This is a genomic window from Amycolatopsis sp. MtRt-6 (assembly GCF_017308975.1).
In the GTDB taxonomy this organism is placed as follows: Bacteria; Actinomycetota; Actinomycetes; order Mycobacteriales; family Pseudonocardiaceae; genus Amycolatopsis.
This window is the reverse complement of the sequence record NZ_JADWPD010000038.1, coordinates 14,933-29,258: the sequence shown is the minus strand read 5'-3', so window position 1 is coordinate 29,258 and position 14,326 is coordinate 14,933. Positions and strand designations below refer to the sequence as shown.

18 protein-coding genes and 1 pseudogene are annotated in these 14,326 nt (G+C 72.6%); 6 read left to right on the top strand and 13 right to left on the bottom strand.

Annotated elements, in window-relative coordinates; all coding sequences use genetic code 11:
• Positions 1–21: 21 nt before the first annotated feature.
• Entirely contained in the window at positions 22–276 is a 255-nt protein-coding gene (locus I4Q55_RS41985) for a hypothetical protein (protein WP_206796152.1), read from the bottom strand.
• 4 nt (positions 277–280) lie between these two features.
• Entirely contained in the window at positions 281–403 is a 123-nt protein-coding gene (locus I4Q55_RS50425; RefSeq protein ID WP_277992087.1) for a hypothetical protein, read from the bottom strand.
• 299 nt (positions 404–702) lie between these two features.
• On the opposite strand from I4Q55_RS50425, the gene I4Q55_RS41980 reads away from it, so the two are divergent.
• Complete coding sequence (locus I4Q55_RS41980) at positions 703–957, top strand: DUF397 domain-containing protein (RefSeq protein ID WP_091303747.1); 255 nt, start codon at positions 703–705, stop codon at positions 955–957.
• Between the two features lie 126 nt (positions 958–1,083).
• Here I4Q55_RS41980 and I4Q55_RS41975 read toward each other — a convergent pair whose 3' ends face one another.
• The 5 genes from I4Q55_RS41975 to I4Q55_RS41955 all read right to left on the bottom strand — a co-directional run bounded on the left by I4Q55_RS41975 (position 1,084) and on the right by I4Q55_RS41955 (position 5,515).
• A complete protein-coding gene (locus tag I4Q55_RS41975; protein WP_206796150.1) occupies positions 1,084–1,629 on the bottom strand; it encodes a hypothetical protein in 546 nt (181 codons plus the stop codon).
• A complete protein-coding gene (locus I4Q55_RS41970) occupies positions 1,622–2,764 on the bottom strand; it encodes a hypothetical protein (RefSeq protein WP_206796148.1) in 1,143 nt (380 codons plus the stop codon). The genes I4Q55_RS41975 and I4Q55_RS41970 overlap by 8 nt, the downstream gene beginning before the upstream one ends.
• An 11-nt stretch (positions 2,765–2,775) precedes the next feature.
• The gene (locus I4Q55_RS41965; RefSeq protein WP_206796147.1) at positions 2,776–3,171 is read right to left on the bottom strand and encodes a hypothetical protein; all 396 of its coding nucleotides are present in this window, start codon (positions 3,169–3,171) and stop codon (positions 2,776–2,778) included.
• Positions 3,168–4,565, bottom strand: coding sequence for a hypothetical protein (locus I4Q55_RS41960; RefSeq protein WP_206796145.1), 1,398 nt, complete (start codon positions 4,563–4,565; stop codon positions 3,168–3,170). The genes I4Q55_RS41965 and I4Q55_RS41960 overlap by 4 nt, the downstream gene beginning before the upstream one ends.
• Positions 4,566–4,660: 95 nt before the next feature.
• Positions 4,661–5,515 carry an alpha/beta fold hydrolase gene (locus I4Q55_RS41955; protein ID WP_206796143.1) on the bottom strand — a complete coding sequence of 285 codons (855 nt, stop codon included), beginning with the start codon at positions 5,513–5,515 and terminating at the stop codon, positions 4,661–4,663.
• Between the two features lie 53 nt (positions 5,516–5,568).
• Between I4Q55_RS41955 and I4Q55_RS41950 the strand changes: the two genes are divergently transcribed.
• On the top strand, positions 5,569–6,144 hold the full coding sequence (locus I4Q55_RS41950; protein ID WP_206796142.1) for an ABATE domain-containing protein: 576 nt from the start codon (positions 5,569–5,571) through the stop codon (positions 6,142–6,144).
• A 342-nt stretch (positions 6,145–6,486) separates the two neighbouring features.
• Here the strand turns inward: I4Q55_RS41950 and I4Q55_RS41945 are convergent, their stop codons facing one another.
• Genes I4Q55_RS41945 through I4Q55_RS41935 form a run of 3 tightly spaced genes read right to left on the bottom strand, consistent with a single transcriptional unit; the run spans position 6,487 to position 9,277 of the window.
• On the bottom strand, positions 6,487–7,359 hold the full coding sequence (locus I4Q55_RS41945; protein WP_206796141.1) for an oxygenase MpaB family protein: 873 nt from the start codon (positions 7,357–7,359) through the stop codon (positions 6,487–6,489).
• Positions 7,359–7,934, bottom strand: a complete 576-nt coding sequence (locus I4Q55_RS41940; protein ID WP_206796140.1) for a TetR/AcrR family transcriptional regulator — start codon at positions 7,932–7,934, stop codon at positions 7,359–7,361. Before I4Q55_RS41940 ends, I4Q55_RS41945 begins: the two co-directional genes overlap by 1 nt.
• Positions 7,901–9,277, bottom strand: a complete 1,377-nt coding sequence (locus tag I4Q55_RS41935) for an amidase (protein ID WP_206796139.1) — start codon at positions 9,275–9,277, stop codon at positions 7,901–7,903. Before I4Q55_RS41935 ends, I4Q55_RS41940 begins: the two co-directional genes overlap by 34 nt.
• 126 nt (positions 9,278–9,403) lie before the next feature.
• Between I4Q55_RS41935 and I4Q55_RS41930 the strand changes: the two genes are divergently transcribed.
• Entirely contained in the window at positions 9,404–9,961 is a 558-nt protein-coding gene (locus tag I4Q55_RS41930) for a dihydrofolate reductase family protein (protein ID WP_206796138.1), read from the top strand.
• Between the two features lie 27 nt (positions 9,962–9,988).
• Positions 9,989–11,017, top strand: a complete 1,029-nt coding sequence (locus I4Q55_RS41925; protein ID WP_206796137.1) for a D-cysteine desulfhydrase family protein — start codon at positions 9,989–9,991, stop codon at positions 11,015–11,017.
• An 84-nt stretch (positions 11,018–11,101) separates the two neighbouring features.
• Here the strand turns inward: I4Q55_RS41925 and I4Q55_RS41920 are convergent.
• Both I4Q55_RS41920 and I4Q55_RS41915 read right to left on the bottom strand, forming a co-directional pair.
• Positions 11,102–11,662 (bottom strand): annotated as a pseudogene (locus I4Q55_RS41920) (DUF998 domain-containing protein); the annotation flags it as partial.
• Between the two features lie 58 nt (positions 11,663–11,720).
• Entirely contained in the window at positions 11,721–12,482 is a 762-nt protein-coding gene (locus tag I4Q55_RS41915; RefSeq protein ID WP_206796136.1) for a hypothetical protein, read from the bottom strand.
• Positions 12,483–12,925: 443 nt separating this feature from the next.
• Here I4Q55_RS41915 and I4Q55_RS41910 point away from each other — a divergent pair, with 443 nt between their 5' ends.
• Complete coding sequence (locus I4Q55_RS41910) at positions 12,926–13,135, top strand: sigma factor-like helix-turn-helix DNA-binding protein (RefSeq protein ID WP_014154112.1); 210 nt, start codon at positions 12,926–12,928, stop codon at positions 13,133–13,135.
• Positions 13,135–13,662: a Clp protease N-terminal domain-containing protein gene (locus tag I4Q55_RS41905; protein WP_206796135.1), complete on the top strand. Its 528-nt coding sequence runs from the start codon at positions 13,135–13,137 to the stop codon at positions 13,660–13,662. The genes I4Q55_RS41910 and I4Q55_RS41905 overlap by 1 nt, the downstream gene beginning before the upstream one ends.
• Here I4Q55_RS41905 and I4Q55_RS41900 read toward each other — a convergent pair.
• Positions 13,659–14,294 (bottom strand): YitT family protein, encoded by a 636-nt coding sequence (locus tag I4Q55_RS41900; protein ID WP_206796133.1) that lies wholly within the window; start codon positions 14,292–14,294, stop codon positions 13,659–13,661. The genes I4Q55_RS41905 and I4Q55_RS41900 overlap by 4 nt on opposite strands.
• Positions 14,295–14,326 lie beyond the last annotated feature (32 nt).

Sequence of the window (14,326 nt, the reverse complement as noted above, 5' to 3'; positions counted from 1 at the left end):
TCTTTCGTGGTGGTACGGCAATCAGACGCGCGAACCGATGCGGCCGCGCAGCAAGGGTGTCAGGTCGATCGCGGCTTCCAGCGGGCGGGTCGTGCGGACCCCGTCGGCGTGGCGCCGCAGCGGGAGGTCCTGGTCGGTCGCCCACGTCGTGGTCTTGCGCAGCGGCGCCTGGATCAGGCTGAAGCCGAAGCGGTTCCGCAGCTCGTTCCCGATTCCCCGGCGGCCACGGTGTTCTTCGTCGTCACGGCGGAAGAGCGAGTTCACCCGGACGGCCATTCGTCTACACCCCCAGCTCTGGTCGCGGTGCTTCGGCGTCCCGGACGGAAAACGCCTCCACATCTCTGGTTCGGACCAGCTCGGTCACGGTGAGCGCGCCGGGTGGCGCACCTTCCTCGACGATCACGCTGTTCCTCCCCCATGAGGTCCTGCGGCTTGGGTTGGTTCGTTCCGGCGCCGGCTTCTCGAAGCAGTTCGACCCGTGTCGACGACCGCCCGCCGCGAGCAGGCAGTCATTCACCGACACCAGCGCCCCGGCCGATGCGATTAATCCTACTCCTGGAATAATCTTCATGTCGAGGCCGGACCTAGTTGATCACCCGCTTGGCCCTGTTGCTTGCTCCATTGAGACACTGAGTAGCCGGGAGCGGGTGCCTTCGACCAGGTCACGACCGCGCCCCCCATCGATCCTCGGAGGTACGACCCATGGCGGATTATCCGTCGTTCGCGGATTACGATCCGAACACGGCCGTGTCCCTGTTCGAAGAGGCCGCCTGGGAGAAGTCGTTCGCCAGTGAGCCCAACGGTGGGAACTGCGTCGAGGTCAACCTGGGGCGCGACGGCCTGATCGGCGTCCGCGACACCAAGCTCGCCACCAGCCCCGTCTTCGTGTTCGACAGTGCCGAGTGGGAAGCGTTCCTGGTCGCCGTCAAAGCCGGGCAGTTCGACCTGCCCGCCTGAACTCCTCCGCGCTCCGTGGTGTCCGTGCCCTTGAGAGAAATGGCGATGGCCTCCTTCCCGTCCCTGTGGTGAAGGAGGCCATCGCGAGCGCCCGGATACGCGTGGGCGCGGAATGTGAGGGGAATCTCACCCGATTGCCGGAAGCTCCCCACCACGCAACCGGCCGCGGGTCCGGCGCCAGGCCACCACGACGAGCGCCACGAGCCCGATCAGCGGCAGCGTGCTGATCGCCCAGCTCAGGCCCATCGGCGGGCCCGGCTGTTCGAGCACCGGCAGAGCACGCAGCTCGCCGGTGCCGGACCCGGCGGGGCCGTTGACGGTGAAGCTGAGCGTCCACTCACCCGGCCGCGGCAGCGAGCGGACGTCCAGGCCCCACACCTCGCGCTTGCGCGGGTGCCGGACCAGCGGCTGCTTCCGGTTCGGGCCGCCTTCCGGGTTGACCATGGTGAGCGTGCCGGACTTGCCCTCGATCCCGCCGTCGGGGATGAAGGTGAAGTCCAGCGACTGCATGGCCTTCAGTGGCCAGGTGCTGAACCCGACGGTCAGCCCGTACGGCCCGGCCTGCACCCGCTCGGTGTGCACGATGTTGACCGGCTCGTAGGCGTTCGCCGTGCCCGCGGTGGCGAACAGCAGCACGGCGACCGCGGCCAGGGCGAGCAAACTCTTACGCATCAGCGGTTTCCCCCTTCTTCGCGGGCGCCAGCAGGCACAGCATCCCGCCGAACCGCCACCCGGCGAACCCGCCGAGCAGCCCCAGCGCCGCGCTGAGCCCGGCCGTCGTGGCCAGGTACCAGGCCGGCGGCACGTGCGCGCCGGTGTAGAGCAGCGCCTGCTGGAACGGCAGGCTCAGCCCGAGCAGCAGCCCGGCGACCCCGCCGGCGACCACGGACACCCGGCCCGCGCGCCACCCCCGGCGTCGTCCGGCGAAGTACACCAGCTCCATCAGCGCCGCCACCGGCAGCAGGGCCAGCGGCGTCAGCGACGGCATCGCCGGGACACCGGAAACCGCGTCCCGCAGCGGCAGGCCGACCATGTCGGCGTACGCCTGCGCCGCCCACGGCGAGAACCACCAGAACACCGCCTGCACGGCCGCGACCAGCGCCGCGGTGCCCACCGCCCCGCCCGGGCGGCGGACGAACCCGGCGGCGACGGCGATCAGTAGCACCGCCATCATCGACGTCCCGATCGCGACGGCGTCGGCGTAGTCGTCGGGCACCTGCTGCAACCCGAGCGCCAGCACCGGCCCGAAGGTGAGCAGCACGGTCAGCGACGCCAGCGTGCCCAGCCGGCCCCAGCGGTTCTCGCGCGCCGCGGCGAACACCGCGATCGTGCCGATGAGCGACACCGTGATCGACAGCAGCAGCCCGATGTGCGGCGGCGAGTCGATGACCGCGTCGAAGCCGTACAGCCCGTGCCACCACTGGTCCCACAGGCCGTAGAGCAGGAACGTCGCCGCCCCCACCCCGGAGACCAGGTAGCCCAGCGGCGCGGCGAACGTCCGGCCGAAGACGTTGACCACCCGCCCGCCGACCCGCGGGTCGACCGGCCGTCCCGCGCGCCGCGCCGCCGTCGTCAGCAGCACGACGGCGAGGCTCGCCAGGCCGACGACCGCGCTGCCCGCGTACAGGAACAGGTGCGGCAGCGTGAAGAACGTGTCCGGCCCGACGTCGTCGTGCCACTGGATGTCCCAGGTCAGCCCGACCAGCGACAGCAGCGACCCGCCGAGCACGACGTTCGCCGGCAGCAACCCCGTCCGTGCCTGCTTCGCCACCGACGTGGTGCGCACGCCGGATGCGGTGAGATCCATGCCCCCTCCTTTTACTTGACCAGCAACGGAAAGACGACCTGCGCGGGCCCGCCGGGGCCGCGCAGCGAAACGGTGATCTCCCACTGCCCGGCCATCGGCAGCCCGACGTTCGCGGCGCTCCAGTGGCTGCCGTCCCCCGCCGGCACGGCGGGCACGGGAGCGAACGCGTGTCCCATCTGCGCCATGACCGGGGCGACCGTGACGGCGTCGGGCGCGGGTCCTTCGACGTCGACGGCGAAGTTGTTGCCGCCGATGCGTGGCTCGTCCGCGGCGAACCGGACCGTGTACGGACCCGAAACCGCTTGCTGCGCGGTGGATTTCGCTTTCCCGCCACCCCAGAGCAGCCAGACGGCCCCGGCCACGACGGCGAGCACCACCACGGCGATCAGCAGCGTCGGGCGTCTCATCGGCCGGCTCCTGTCGCCGGGACGTCCACCACGGCGGGGACGGTGAGTACGCGGTAGCCGCGCTCGGCCTGCAGCCAGATCCGGTACCGGCCGGGCGCGGCGAAGGTGTAGGTGAAGCTGACGTCGGGACCGTACGCGGCGACGGTCTCGTCGGGGCGGTCGAGCTGGCCCGCGACGGGCGGGATCATCGCGTGGACGTGTGCCCACGTCGGTGCCTTCGCGGCGCTTTCGCCGACGGGCCCGGTGATCGGGCCGGTGATGATCAGGTGGCCGAGCATGCCCAGCCAGGGCTGGAGGTCCTGGGCGGGGAAGCGCGCGGTGATGGTGGTCGGCGTCCCCGGGCCGATGGTGAGGTCGACCGGGGTACCGTCGATCGTCCGCGGTCCGGCGCCGGGTGGTTCCGGCGCGGGGGCGGCTGTGCCGTCCATGTCCACTGTGGACCGGACGAGCTGGACGCCGCCGCCGCGCCGGGCGAGTTCCGCGGCCACGGCGTACGTGCCCGCCTCCGGGGCGGGGACGGTGACGCGGTAGTCGCCGGGGCCGACGCGCACCGGGTGCAGGTGGCTCAGCCGTCCCGAGGGCGAGACGAGGACCAGGTGCACGAGCGCGTTGTCGTGGACGAGCAGGTCGTCGGCCGGGCGGCCGGTGGCGCCGTCGGTGAGCCGCAGGTCGAGGTCGTCTTTCCTGGCCTGGACGGCCAGGTTCACCGGCGGCCGTGAGTAATCCACTGTGGACAACCTGGCGTTCGCGTACGGGTCGGTGACGTTGTCGAAGGTCGGGTCGAGCTGGCTCCCGGCCGCGGGCGGCGGGGGAGTGTTCGCCGACAGCAGCGCGCCGGTGACGGCGACGGCGATCGCGGCGACCACACCGGCCGCCGGGATGAGCGCGTACGCGGTCCGCCTCGCCCGGATGCCCACGACGAGGGCGAGGAGCAGGAAGGCGCCCGCGGCGACGAACCCGCCGTAGGTCGCCTTCTCCCACGGCGGGACCACCCGCGCGGGCACGATGAACGGGATCGTGGCTCGTTGCCCGCTGCCGTCGTCCAGCGAGAGTTCCCACGGGCCCGGTTTGTCGACTTGGAGATTTCCCGCGTAGACGCCCGGGGCGGCGCCCAGGACGACGTCGGTGCGTGCTGTGGTGATCCCGTCGGCCGCGACGGCCAGGTGCAGCGTGCCGGGCGCGGTGCCCTGGTGCGTCACGACGTCGACCCGCAGCGGCGACGGTGTCGTGTCGACGCGGCGGATGATCACGGTGAGTTCGCGGGCGCCGAGCGTCTGGGCGACCTGGACGTCGGCGCCGCTCGGAGCGCCGTCGGCGTGCGCGGTCCCGCCGCCGGCCGCGATCCCCAGCACGGCCAGCAGCATCAGCAGTGCCGCTTTCGATTTGCTCCCCATCGTGCGCCGAACCTAACCGGCTGGGCCGGTTGCGGGCGTCACGGCGGCGAGGGAATCTTGGTCCCCAGCTCGGGGGACCCCTGGCCCCGGGAACCTCAGGGACCGAGGAACTTCCGCAGGTGGGCGACCACCTCGGCGGGTTGTTCCTCGGGGAGGAAGTGGCCGCATTCGGCGAGGGCTCCGCCGGTGACGTCGTTCGCGTACTCGCGCCAGATGTCGAGCGTCGGGAGGGTGCCGAGCAGGCCGTTCGCGCCCCAGAGGGCGAGCAGCGGCTGGGTGAGGCGCTTGCCGGCGGCGAAGTCGGCGTCGTCGAGTTCGGCGTCGTCGGGGAAGGAGGCGCGGTAGTCGTCGAAGCCGGCCCGGAGCGCGCCGGGCTGGGAGAAGGCGCGGACGTACTCGGCCTGCGCGGCGGCGTCGAGGGCGTGGCGCTGGTGGGTCCAGCGCTCGAAGAAGTAGCCGAGGTAGCCGGCGATGTTCTGGCCGGCCAGGAGTTCCGGCAGGTCGGGCTGGAGGTGGAAGAGCCAGTGCCAGTACGCCTTGGCGACGCCCGCGTCGAGGCGCTGCCACATCGCGCGGGTCGGGGCGATGTCGAGCACGGCCAGGCGTTCGACCTGGTCCGGGCGGTCGAGGGCCCAGCGGTGGGCGACGCGGCCGCCGCGGTCGTGCCCGGCGACGGCGGTCTTGGGGAAGCCCAGGTGGTCGGCGAGGGCGGCGACGTCGGCGGCCATCGTGCGCTTGTCGTAGCCGTTTTTCGGTTTGTCCGTGCGGCCGTAGCCGCGCAGGTCGGGGGCGATCACGGTGTGGGTCTCGGCGAGCGGGGCCAGGACGTGGCGCCAGCAGTGCGACGTCTGCGGCCAGCCGTGCAGCAGGAACAGCGGCGGGCCGTCGCCGGCGCGGAGGTAGTGCATGCGGAGGCCGTTCACGGTGGCGACGTTCTCTAACCGGTTCATGGGGTTAGACGGTAGCGCTGCTTCTAACTGTCTTCAAGGGTTAGAGTGAGAGCATGGAGTGGGTCTTCGACGGCGGACGGCCGTGCCTCGACCTCGTCAACACGATGCGCAACCGGCACTCGATCGGTGTCGAGCTCCTGACCGGGCCGGACGCGCTGGCCGAGTGGCTCTCGCTGGCGGGGCTGACGACAGGCCCGGTCCCGGTGACGGCGGGCAACGTGCTGGCGGCGAAGGCGCTGCGGGAGGCGATCGACCGGGTGCTGCTGCCGCCCGAGGAGCTGTCGTCGATGGACGTCGAGCTGGTGAACAACGCGGCGGCTTCGGCCCCGGCGCCCCCACCGCGCCTGGCCCTGGTGGGCGGTGCTCTCCGGCGGGAGGTCCCGGCCCCTCGCGACCCGGTGGCGGCGGCGTTCGCGGCCCTGGCAGCGGACGCGATCGACCTGGCCACGAGCGAGGCATCGGTCCGCGTGTGCGCGGCGGACGACTGCGGCCTGCGGTTCTGCGACGCCTCACCCCGCCGCAACCGCCAGTGGTGCTCGATGTCCCGCTGCGGCAACCGGGCCAAAGCCCGAGCCCACTACGCCCGCACCGGTCCACAGGCAAGGCGAGATGTGGACAACCCGGCCTAGCAGGCACCCGCGCCACAGATTTTCGTCAGAGGCGCCCGATACGCTGGAGACGGGGGGCGCCCCCGCGGCCCCACCCGCCCGGCACGCCCGTGGTCGGCCCGTTCAGCCTGGCCGGCCACCCGCGGCCCGCCAGCCCGGCACCGTGTCGCCCCTTCAATCACGCGTGATGCCCCCTCAATCACGCGAGATGCCCCCGCAATCACGCGTGATGCCTCCCCAAGCACGCGAGATGCCCCCGCAATCACGCGAGATCGCCCCGCAGGCACGCGAGTTACGCCTTCAACCACGCGAGGTCCGCCCGCCATCGCGCGAGTTCTGCCTTCAATCACGCGAGATCCGGCTTCAGGCGCGCGGGGCCGAGCCGGGGCCGTTGCCGCCCACCAGTCGCTCGTAAACCCGCGGGTGCGCGCGGAACCACACATTCAACTTCCCGATCCACCGCATGTGCGCCGTCCGCAGCCCTGCCGGCACCGGCGTCGCGAACAGCCGCACGGCCGCCGCGAACCGATCGAACCTTCGCTGGTCCCGCGCCGTCCACTGTAGACCGATCCGATCCCGGAAGGACGGCGGCAGCGTCGCCCGGATCAGGAACATCTGCCCCCTCGCCTGGGCCCGCCGCAGCGGGAGCCACCAGCGGTCCGGCAGCCACTCGACCGGCTTGCGCACCGTCCGGATCGTCTCGAACAGTTCCTCGATCGTCCGGTTCGCCGCGAATCCCGCCACCATCGAGTCGTAATACCGCTCGAACGCCGCCCAGTCCGGCGGGAAATGCCGGACGCCCAGCATCCGGCCGACGTCGCACATCTGCTCGTAGTACTCCGCCAGCTCCGATGTGGACAGTGGTCGCCCGAAAAACCGTTGCGCGTCAACAGGAACCTTCACCAGCGTCGCGTGCACCCACGCGTACGCCGAAGGATCCAGCGCACTGTACCGCCGTCCGTCCGCGATGCCCGTGAACGTCCGGTGCAACGCCCGCAACCGGGCGGCTTCCACCCGCGCACCCGCCACACCGCCGTAGACGTAGATCGACAGCGACGCTCCCGTCCGCATCAGGCGCGTCCACGGGTCCGACGTGTAGTCCGAATGGTCGCGCACGCCCGCCGCGACTACCGGGTGTGCCACCTGCAGCACCAGCACCTGCCCGGCCAGCAGCACGTCGCGGAAGTCGCCGAAGTACTTCCACGCCGCCGTGCCGCGGACGATCGGGCGGGCCATCAAGCTCCGCGGATCAACATCATCAGCGGCTCCGCCACCGGCGTGTCCGTCTCGCCCGTCGCCAGCCGGCGCAGCTGCAGGCCCGCGATCAGCGCCACCACCGGGCCGGCCAGGCGGGCCGGATCGGGGACGCCCAACGCGCTGAGGATCGCCACCGCCAGCTCGTCGTACGCCGCGAAGCAACGCGAAGACGCTTCGTGCAGCTCCGGGTCGCGGGCCGACTGGAGGTACAGCTCGTGCGCGCCGAGCTCGTCCGCTCCGAACGGCAGCTGCGCGATGACGTGCTCGACGACCGACGCCGCCTGCTCGACCGTGAGACCCGCCGACCGGTAGCCGTCGACGATCGCGCCGAGCTTCGCCGTCTCCTCCTCCGCGAACAACAGCATCGCCTCGCGCAGCAACGCCGTCTGGCTGGGGAAGTGGTAGGTCAGCGTGCCGAGGGAGACACCCGCCGCGGCGACGATCCGGCGGTTCGTCAGCCCGCCGACGCCGTGTTCGCCGACGACCGTCAGCGCGCCGCGCAGAATGGCTTCCCGGGTGCTCACCAGCTTGTCGCGGGATGCCGTTCCGGCCACCGTTCGACCTCTTCCAGTTGCGCGGCAAGCGAAATCAGCCGCTCCTCGGCGTGCGACGGGCCGAGCAGCTGCGCGCCGAGCGGCAACCCGTCCGCCGTCTGCCCGGCCGGGACGTTGACCCCCGGCCAGCCCAGCACGTTCCACGGCCAAGCGTACGGGCACGCGGCGATCATGGCCTGGTCGGTCTCCCAGCCGGACAGCCCGTCGAACGTGCCGATCGGCGGCGGCGGGGTCGCGGTGGTCGGCGTCAGCAGGACGTCGACGCGCCCGAACACCGAACCGATCCGCCGGTGCAGGCCCGGCTCGAGGGCGCGGGCCAGCCGCAGCGCCGGGCCGGCCAGCAGGCGGCCGTGACCGGCGTTGCTGCGCGTGCGCGGGTCGAGCCCGGCCCGGTCGGGCACCCGCAGCGTCCAGTCGCGGACGCCGGTGAGCGAACGCGGCAGGAACGTCAGCCCGATCAGCCCGTAGTCCGGCTCGACCTCGACGATCTCGTGGCCCAGTCCGGACAGCGACTCGGCGAGCCGTCGCACGGCGGCGTCGACGACCGGGTCGAGCCGGGTCTTGGTGGCGGTGAACGGGATCCGCGTCGACAGCCCGATCCGCAGCTTCCCCGGCTCGCGCGCGGCCGCCGCGCGGAACACGCCGGACGTCCCGGCGGTGGCGTCGAGCAGCAGGGCGGCGTCTTCGACCGTGCGCGCCAGCGGGCCGAGCACGGTGAGGCCGTGGAACAGCTCGCCGCCGGTCGGGATCCGGCCGCGCTGGGTCTTGATGCCGACGAGCCCCGTCCACGCGGCCGGGATGCGCACCGAACCGGCGCCGTCGGACCCGAGCGCGGCCGCGATGACCCCCGACGCCACCGCGGCCGCGCTCCCGCCCGAAGAACCCCCTGGGGTGTGGCCGGTGTGCCACGGGTTGCGCGTCACGCCGAAGGCCGGGCCCTCGGTGAACGGCCACTGGCCCAGTTCGGGGGTGTTCGTCTTGCCGATGATCACAGCTCCGGCCTCGCGCAGCAGCGCGACGGCGGGCGCGTCGGCCGTCGCGCACGGGAATTCGCCGGAGCAGCCGAACGCGGTGGGCAGGCCGGTGAGGTCGACGTCGTCCTTGATCGCGACCGGGACGCCGAGCAGGGGTGCGCGGTCGCCGGCCTGCAGGCGCCGGTCCGCCTCCGCGGCTTCGGCGAGGGCTTCGTCGTCGCGGAGGTGCTTGAACGCGTTGAGCGTGGGCTGGCTGGCGTGCGCCCGGCCGAGCGCCGCCGCGGTGAGCTCGGCGGCAGTGACCTCGCCCGCGGCGAGCTGCGCGGCCTGGGCGGCGAGGCCCGTGAAGTCGAGGCTCATAGCGGTCATGGCGGCCCCCGAAGGTTCTCGTTCGTTCGAACGAACGTTACCGGATACCGGCGGTCTCCGGCTACCTCCGATGAGTTTTCGTGCCCCCGGCCGTCTACCCGGACGACGACTACGCGAGGAGAAACCATGGCCACGGTGCACGCGGGGATGAGCATGTCGCTGGACGGCTTCGTCGCCGACCGCCACGGCGGCACGGCCCGGCTGTCCGACTCCGCCGCGTCGACCGGCAGCGAGTGGATGACCGACCTGATCCGGGAGACCGGCGCGGTCGTCCTGGGCCGCCGGTCGTACGCGATGGCCGAGGACCCGGACTGGTACGCCGGCAACTACGAGTTCCAGGTCCCGATCTTCGTCGTCACGCACACGCCACCGGCCGACTTGCCTGCCCAGAACGAGAACCTCACCTTCACCTTCGTGACCGACGGGATCGCCTCGGCGGTCGAGCAGGCGCGGGCGGCCGCGGGGGAGCGGGCCGTCAAGGTGATCGGCACGAGCGTGGTCCGGCAAACCCTCCGGGCCCGGCTGGCCGACGAGCTGCACGTCCTGCTCGCTCCGGTGCTGCTGGGTGCCGGCCTGCCGCTGTTCGGCGATCCCGACCTCGACGGCGTCACGCTCCGGCGGATCGGCTTGCGCGAGGTCGGGCTGGTCACCGAGCTCCGTTTCCAGGTGCTTAACCCCCTATAGTGGTTAGAAACCGAGCCTGGAGGGCCGATGACGTTCGACTTCGCCGGATTCCCCGACGCCGCCCTGGCCGCGGTCCCCCGCGTCGACCTGGGCGGCTGGCCGACCCCGCTGCACGAAGCACCCCGGCTCGGCGAAGCCCTCGGCCTGCGGAACCTCTGGCTCAAGCGCGACGACGTGCACCCGCTCGGCGCCGGCGGCAACAAGCTCCGCAAGCTCGAATACCACCTGGGCGCGGCGAAAGCCGCCGGCGCCGGCACCGTGATCACGTTCGGCGCGCTCCAGACCAACCACGGCCGCCAGACCGCCGCCGCGTGCGCGAAGCTCGGCCTGCGCTGCGAACTCGTGCTCACCGCCAAGGTCCCCCGCGACGGCGAGGCGTACGAACGCGGCGGCAACCTGCCCCTCGACCGGCTCTTCGGCGCCACTGTGCACCTCTGCGCCGACGGCGAGGAGACCGGCCGCACCTACGACCGCCTGGTCTCCGAAGCGCACAAGGAGGGCCGGAAGGTCGCGACGATCCCGGTCGGCGGCTCCAACGACCTCGGCGCGCTCGGCTACGTCCGCGCCACTTACGAACTCGCGAAGCAGCTGGAAGAACGCGGCATCGAGCGCGCCCACCTGGTCGTCCCGCACGCCAGTGGCGGCACCGCGGCGGGGGTCGCGCTGGCCACCGCGCTCCTCGGCAACCTCGGCGTCGGCATCGCCTGCGTCAGCCACCCGCTCGACGAGGCCACGGAGAACCTCCGCGACCTCGTCGACGGCGCGGCCAAGCTCCTCGGCGTCGAACCGCCGTCGCTCGCGCACACGAAGCTGGGCGACACGACGCTCGGCCCCGGCTACGGCATCCCGACCGACGCCGTCTGGAACGCGCTACGGCTCTTCGGTCGCACGGAGGGCGTGGTGCTCGATCCGGTCTACACCGGCAAAGTGGCCGCCGCGCTGGTCGAATGGGCCGGCCACTTCGCCCCGGACGACCACGTGGTGTTCCTGCACACCGGCGGCATGCCCGGCCTGTACGGCTACGCGCCCGAATTCGCGGCGGCCGTCGAAGGCTGACTCCAGCCCGGTCGCCAATCCCAGCAGCGTGCCAAGCAGGACGACGTCGGCGAGCAGCAGCAGCCGTTGCATGACGCCGATCGGGAAGGCCGCGGAGACCTCGGGGAACGGCTCCACCCCGGCCTCGGTCAACCGCACGAACAAGAAGCTCAGCGCGAACAGCGCGAACGCCCCCGCGGTCAGCCGGATCGCCCGGACCAGCGCGACGCGTTCCGGGCGTCCCTTCAGCGGTTCCAGCAGTGAGATCGCCGCGCCGGGCAGGCTGCAGAACGCGACCAGGCACGCGTAGAGGTGGATTTCGCCGCTCACCGGGTCCGGCGCCTCGGGGTAGCTCGCCGGGAAGATCGCGGCCGCGGCCAGCCCGAGCGCCCACAGCGCGAGCAACAGCCGGGTGGTGCGCGACAGCGGCACGCCGGCGACCTGCAGCGCGCCGAGCACCGCGAGCGACCCGATGGCCAGCGAGAGGACGCTCGCCGCGAGCATCCCTTCGCCGCGGTCGGTCACCGTGTAGCTCGACAGCGTGTCGTACACCGGATTGCGTGAGCTGATGATGTGCAGCACCACGGCGGTGAACAGACCCCACCCGATCGCGCCCAGCGCGACGAGCCGCCACGGTCTCGTGCGCTTCCCCGCTTCTGTCCCCATGTACCCAGGGTCGCCGGAAACGCGACCCCCGTGATCAGGGAAGACCCTGATTAACCCCCTATTCGAAATCCACGAGGACGAGCGCCTGGTCGTCGTGCCGCTTCGGCCGTGGCCAGCGCTCGCCGTCCGGGTCCTGCTTCTCGGCGGTGCGGACGGCGTCCAGGACGGCGTCGGGCCCGTCGGCGCGGGCGACCGCCAGGACCTCGGGCCAGCCGAACAGCGCGTACTGGTCGACGCCGATGGAGACGCCGTCGCTGGCGAGCAGCACCGCGTCGACGTCGGCCCGTGGCCAGGTCCGCCGGACCGCGTGCGCGGCCGCGCACGGGTCGGCTTCGGCGACCCAGAAGCCGTCGTGGGCGTTGCGCCGGCGCCGGACGTCGGCACCGGTCTGGAGCAGCCCGCGCCGCCGCAGCCGCGCGAGCCGGTCGTCCGAGACGACGTCGGCGCCGAAGCCGCCGAAGCCGACCACCGGGCTGTCGGCGAGCACGAGGGCGTCGACGCGGTCTTCGAGCCAGCGCACGGCCGCGACCGTGCTCGACGGCGAACACTGCGGCCGGAGGCGGTGCTCGGCCGTGACGGCGGCGATCGCGCCGGTCAGGACGTCGGCGAGGTCGGCCGCGGGTGCCGCGCGGAGGTCGGTGGCGAGGCGCCGCGCCAGCCGTTCGGCGTACCAGCCGCCCGGAGGTTGCGTGGGGTCCGACGAGGTGGCGCCGTCGAGGACCAGCACGGCGTTGTCCAGCACGACGACGTGGTCCTCGGTGGGGCGTGGGTGGCCGTCGGCGCCCACCCCGGCCCGCTCGGCGATCGCGATCTCGGGCATCACCCGACTGTACGTCGCCCGTCCGGGGGCTTCGCGCCGAGCGGGCGCGGGCCCGGCGGACCGGACGAGTCGGAAGGCCGGCCTCGCGCCCGCCACCTCAAGCGCCGCCCTCGCGCCCGCCGACCTCGAGCGCCGGCCTCGCGCCCGCCCGCCCTCGCGCGCGCCCGGCCTCGCTCCTGCCGCCCTCGCGCGCGCCCGGCCTCGCTCCTGCCGCCCTCGCGCGCGCCCGCCCTCCCTAGGGGGCCGTCCCCAGGTCCAGTCTATCGAGAGCCCCCGACAAAAAGCCGCGAAAAGCGCAGTTCAGCGCTCCCTGTCCACAGCCTGGCGGGGATGTGGACAGCGGTCCCGGCAGCCTCGGCGGAAGCCAGAGCCGGAAACCAGAGCCGGAAACGTCGCGTCAACCGAAGTTGACAGCAACCGGATGTCAACGTAGGTTGACAAGCATGACGGAAGCGACGGATTTGGCCGCCCGGGCGGGTGACCGCGATCCCCGGGTGGGGCTGCGCGCGGTCGCCGCGCTCCGGCGGCTGCTGGAACAACTGGAGGCCGTGCAGGTCCGCAGTGCGCGGGTGCAGGGCTGGTCGTGGCAGGAGATCGCCGCCGAGCTGGGGGTCAGCCGGCAGGCCGTGCACAAGAAGTACGGGAGGCACTGATGTTCGAAAGGTTCACGGCCGACGCGCGGATGGCGGTCGTCGAGGCGCAGATCGTGGCGCGGGAGTCCGGCTCGGTGGAGATCGGGCCCGCTCACCTGCTCGCCGGGCTGGTGAAGACCGACGTCGGCGTGCTCGCCGAGCTGGGCGTGTCGACCGACGACATCGCGGCCGAGCTGGCGCGCACCCGGCGCCGTGGCGGGGTGAGCGACGCCGACGCCGAGGCGCTCACCGAGTTCGGCATCGACGTCGAGCAGATCGTCGAACGCGTCGAGCAGACGCACGGCGAAGGCGCGTTGGCCGGCCGGCTCGGGCCGGTCAAGCGCGGGCACATCCCGTTCACCGCGCAGGCGAAGAAGACCCTGGAGCTGAGCCTGCGGGAAGCCGTCCGGCTGGAAGACAAGCGCCTCGGCCAGGAGCACATCCTGCTGGCCCTGGCCCAGCAGCGCGGCCCCGACGAGGTGCTCGCCCGGCACGGCGCCGACTACCTGACGCTGCGCCGGGCCGTGCAGCAGCGCAAGGCAGGCTAGTGAACGGCCTGCTGCTGTTCGCGCCACACGACCAGCGGCAGCAGCGCCTGGGTGAGCGGGCCGATGGCGAGCGCGTAGAGCACGGTGCCGAACCCGAGCGTCCCGCCGAGCGCGAACCCGGCGACGACCACGGTGACCTCGATCCCGGTGCGCACCAGCCGGACCGACCGGCCGGTGCGCGCCGCGAGCCCGGTCATCAGGCCGTCGCGGGCGCCCGGGCCCAGCCGGGCGCCGACGTAGGTGGCGGTCGCGAAGCCGTTCAGCGCCACTCCGCCGACCAGCAGCACCAGCTGCCACGCCAGGTCGTGCTGGTCCGGCAGCACCGCGCGGACGACGTCGACCGTGACCGAGATGACCACGACGTTCGCCACCGTGCCGATCCCGGGCCGCTGGCGCAGCGGGATCCACAGCAGCAGCACGGCCACCGAGATCACGCCGGTCACCGTGCCGAAGGTCAGCCCGGTGTGCTTCATGACGCCTTCGGCCAGCACGCCCCAGGGTTCGAGGCCCAGGTGGGCGCGGGTGAGCATGGCGACGCTCGCGCCGTAGAGGGCGAGGCCGGTCAGGAGCTGGACGCTGCGGCGGACGGGGTCGCGGGTGATCCGGACGGGCCGGAGATCGATCTGAGCCACGCCGTTCACTATCGAGGGCAAGTGGCCTGGTA

What these genes read in the sequence shown, in the direction of transcription:
- I4Q55_RS41985 (WP_206796152.1), bottom strand. Translation starts at nt 276, where the DNA reads ATGGCCGTCCGGGTGAACTCGCTCTTCCGCCGTGACGACGAAGAACAC.
- I4Q55_RS41980 (WP_091303747.1), top strand. Translation starts at nt 703, where the DNA reads ATGGCGGATTATCCGTCGTTCGCGGATTACGATCCGAACACGGCCGTG.
- I4Q55_RS41975 (WP_206796150.1), bottom strand. Translation starts at nt 1,629, where the DNA reads ATGCGTAAGAGTTTGCTCGCCCTGGCCGCGGTCGCCGTGCTGCTGTTC.
- I4Q55_RS41970 (WP_206796148.1), bottom strand. Translation starts at nt 2,764, where the DNA reads ATGGATCTCACCGCATCCGGCGTGCGCACCACGTCGGTGGCGAAGCAG.
- I4Q55_RS41965 (WP_206796147.1), bottom strand. Translation starts at nt 3,171, where the DNA reads ATGAGACGCCCGACGCTGCTGATCGCCGTGGTGGTGCTCGCCGTCGTG.
- I4Q55_RS41960 (WP_206796145.1), bottom strand. Translation starts at nt 4,565, where the DNA reads ATGGGGAGCAAATCGAAAGCGGCACTGCTGATGCTGCTGGCCGTGCTG.
- I4Q55_RS41955 (WP_206796143.1), bottom strand. Translation starts at nt 5,515, where the DNA reads ATGAACCGGTTAGAGAACGTCGCCACCGTGAACGGCCTCCGCATGCAC.
- I4Q55_RS41950 (WP_206796142.1), top strand. Translation starts at nt 5,569, where the DNA reads ATGGAGTGGGTCTTCGACGGCGGACGGCCGTGCCTCGACCTCGTCAAC.
- I4Q55_RS41945 (WP_206796141.1), bottom strand. Translation starts at nt 7,359, where the DNA reads ATGGCCCGCCCGATCGTCCGCGGCACGGCGGCGTGGAAGTACTTCGGC.
- I4Q55_RS41935 (WP_206796139.1), bottom strand. Translation starts at nt 9,277, where the DNA reads ATGACCGCTATGAGCCTCGACTTCACGGGCCTCGCCGCCCAGGCCGCG.
- I4Q55_RS41930 (WP_206796138.1), top strand. Translation starts at nt 9,404, where the DNA reads ATGGCCACGGTGCACGCGGGGATGAGCATGTCGCTGGACGGCTTCGTC.
- I4Q55_RS41925 (WP_206796137.1), top strand. Translation starts at nt 9,989, where the DNA reads ATGACGTTCGACTTCGCCGGATTCCCCGACGCCGCCCTGGCCGCGGTC.
- I4Q55_RS41915 (WP_206796136.1), bottom strand. Translation starts at nt 12,482, where the DNA reads ATGCCCGAGATCGCGATCGCCGAGCGGGCCGGGGTGGGCGCCGACGGC.
- I4Q55_RS41910 (WP_014154112.1), top strand. Translation starts at nt 12,926, where the DNA reads ATGACGGAAGCGACGGATTTGGCCGCCCGGGCGGGTGACCGCGATCCC.
- I4Q55_RS41905 (WP_206796135.1), top strand. Translation starts at nt 13,135, where the DNA reads ATGTTCGAAAGGTTCACGGCCGACGCGCGGATGGCGGTCGTCGAGGCG.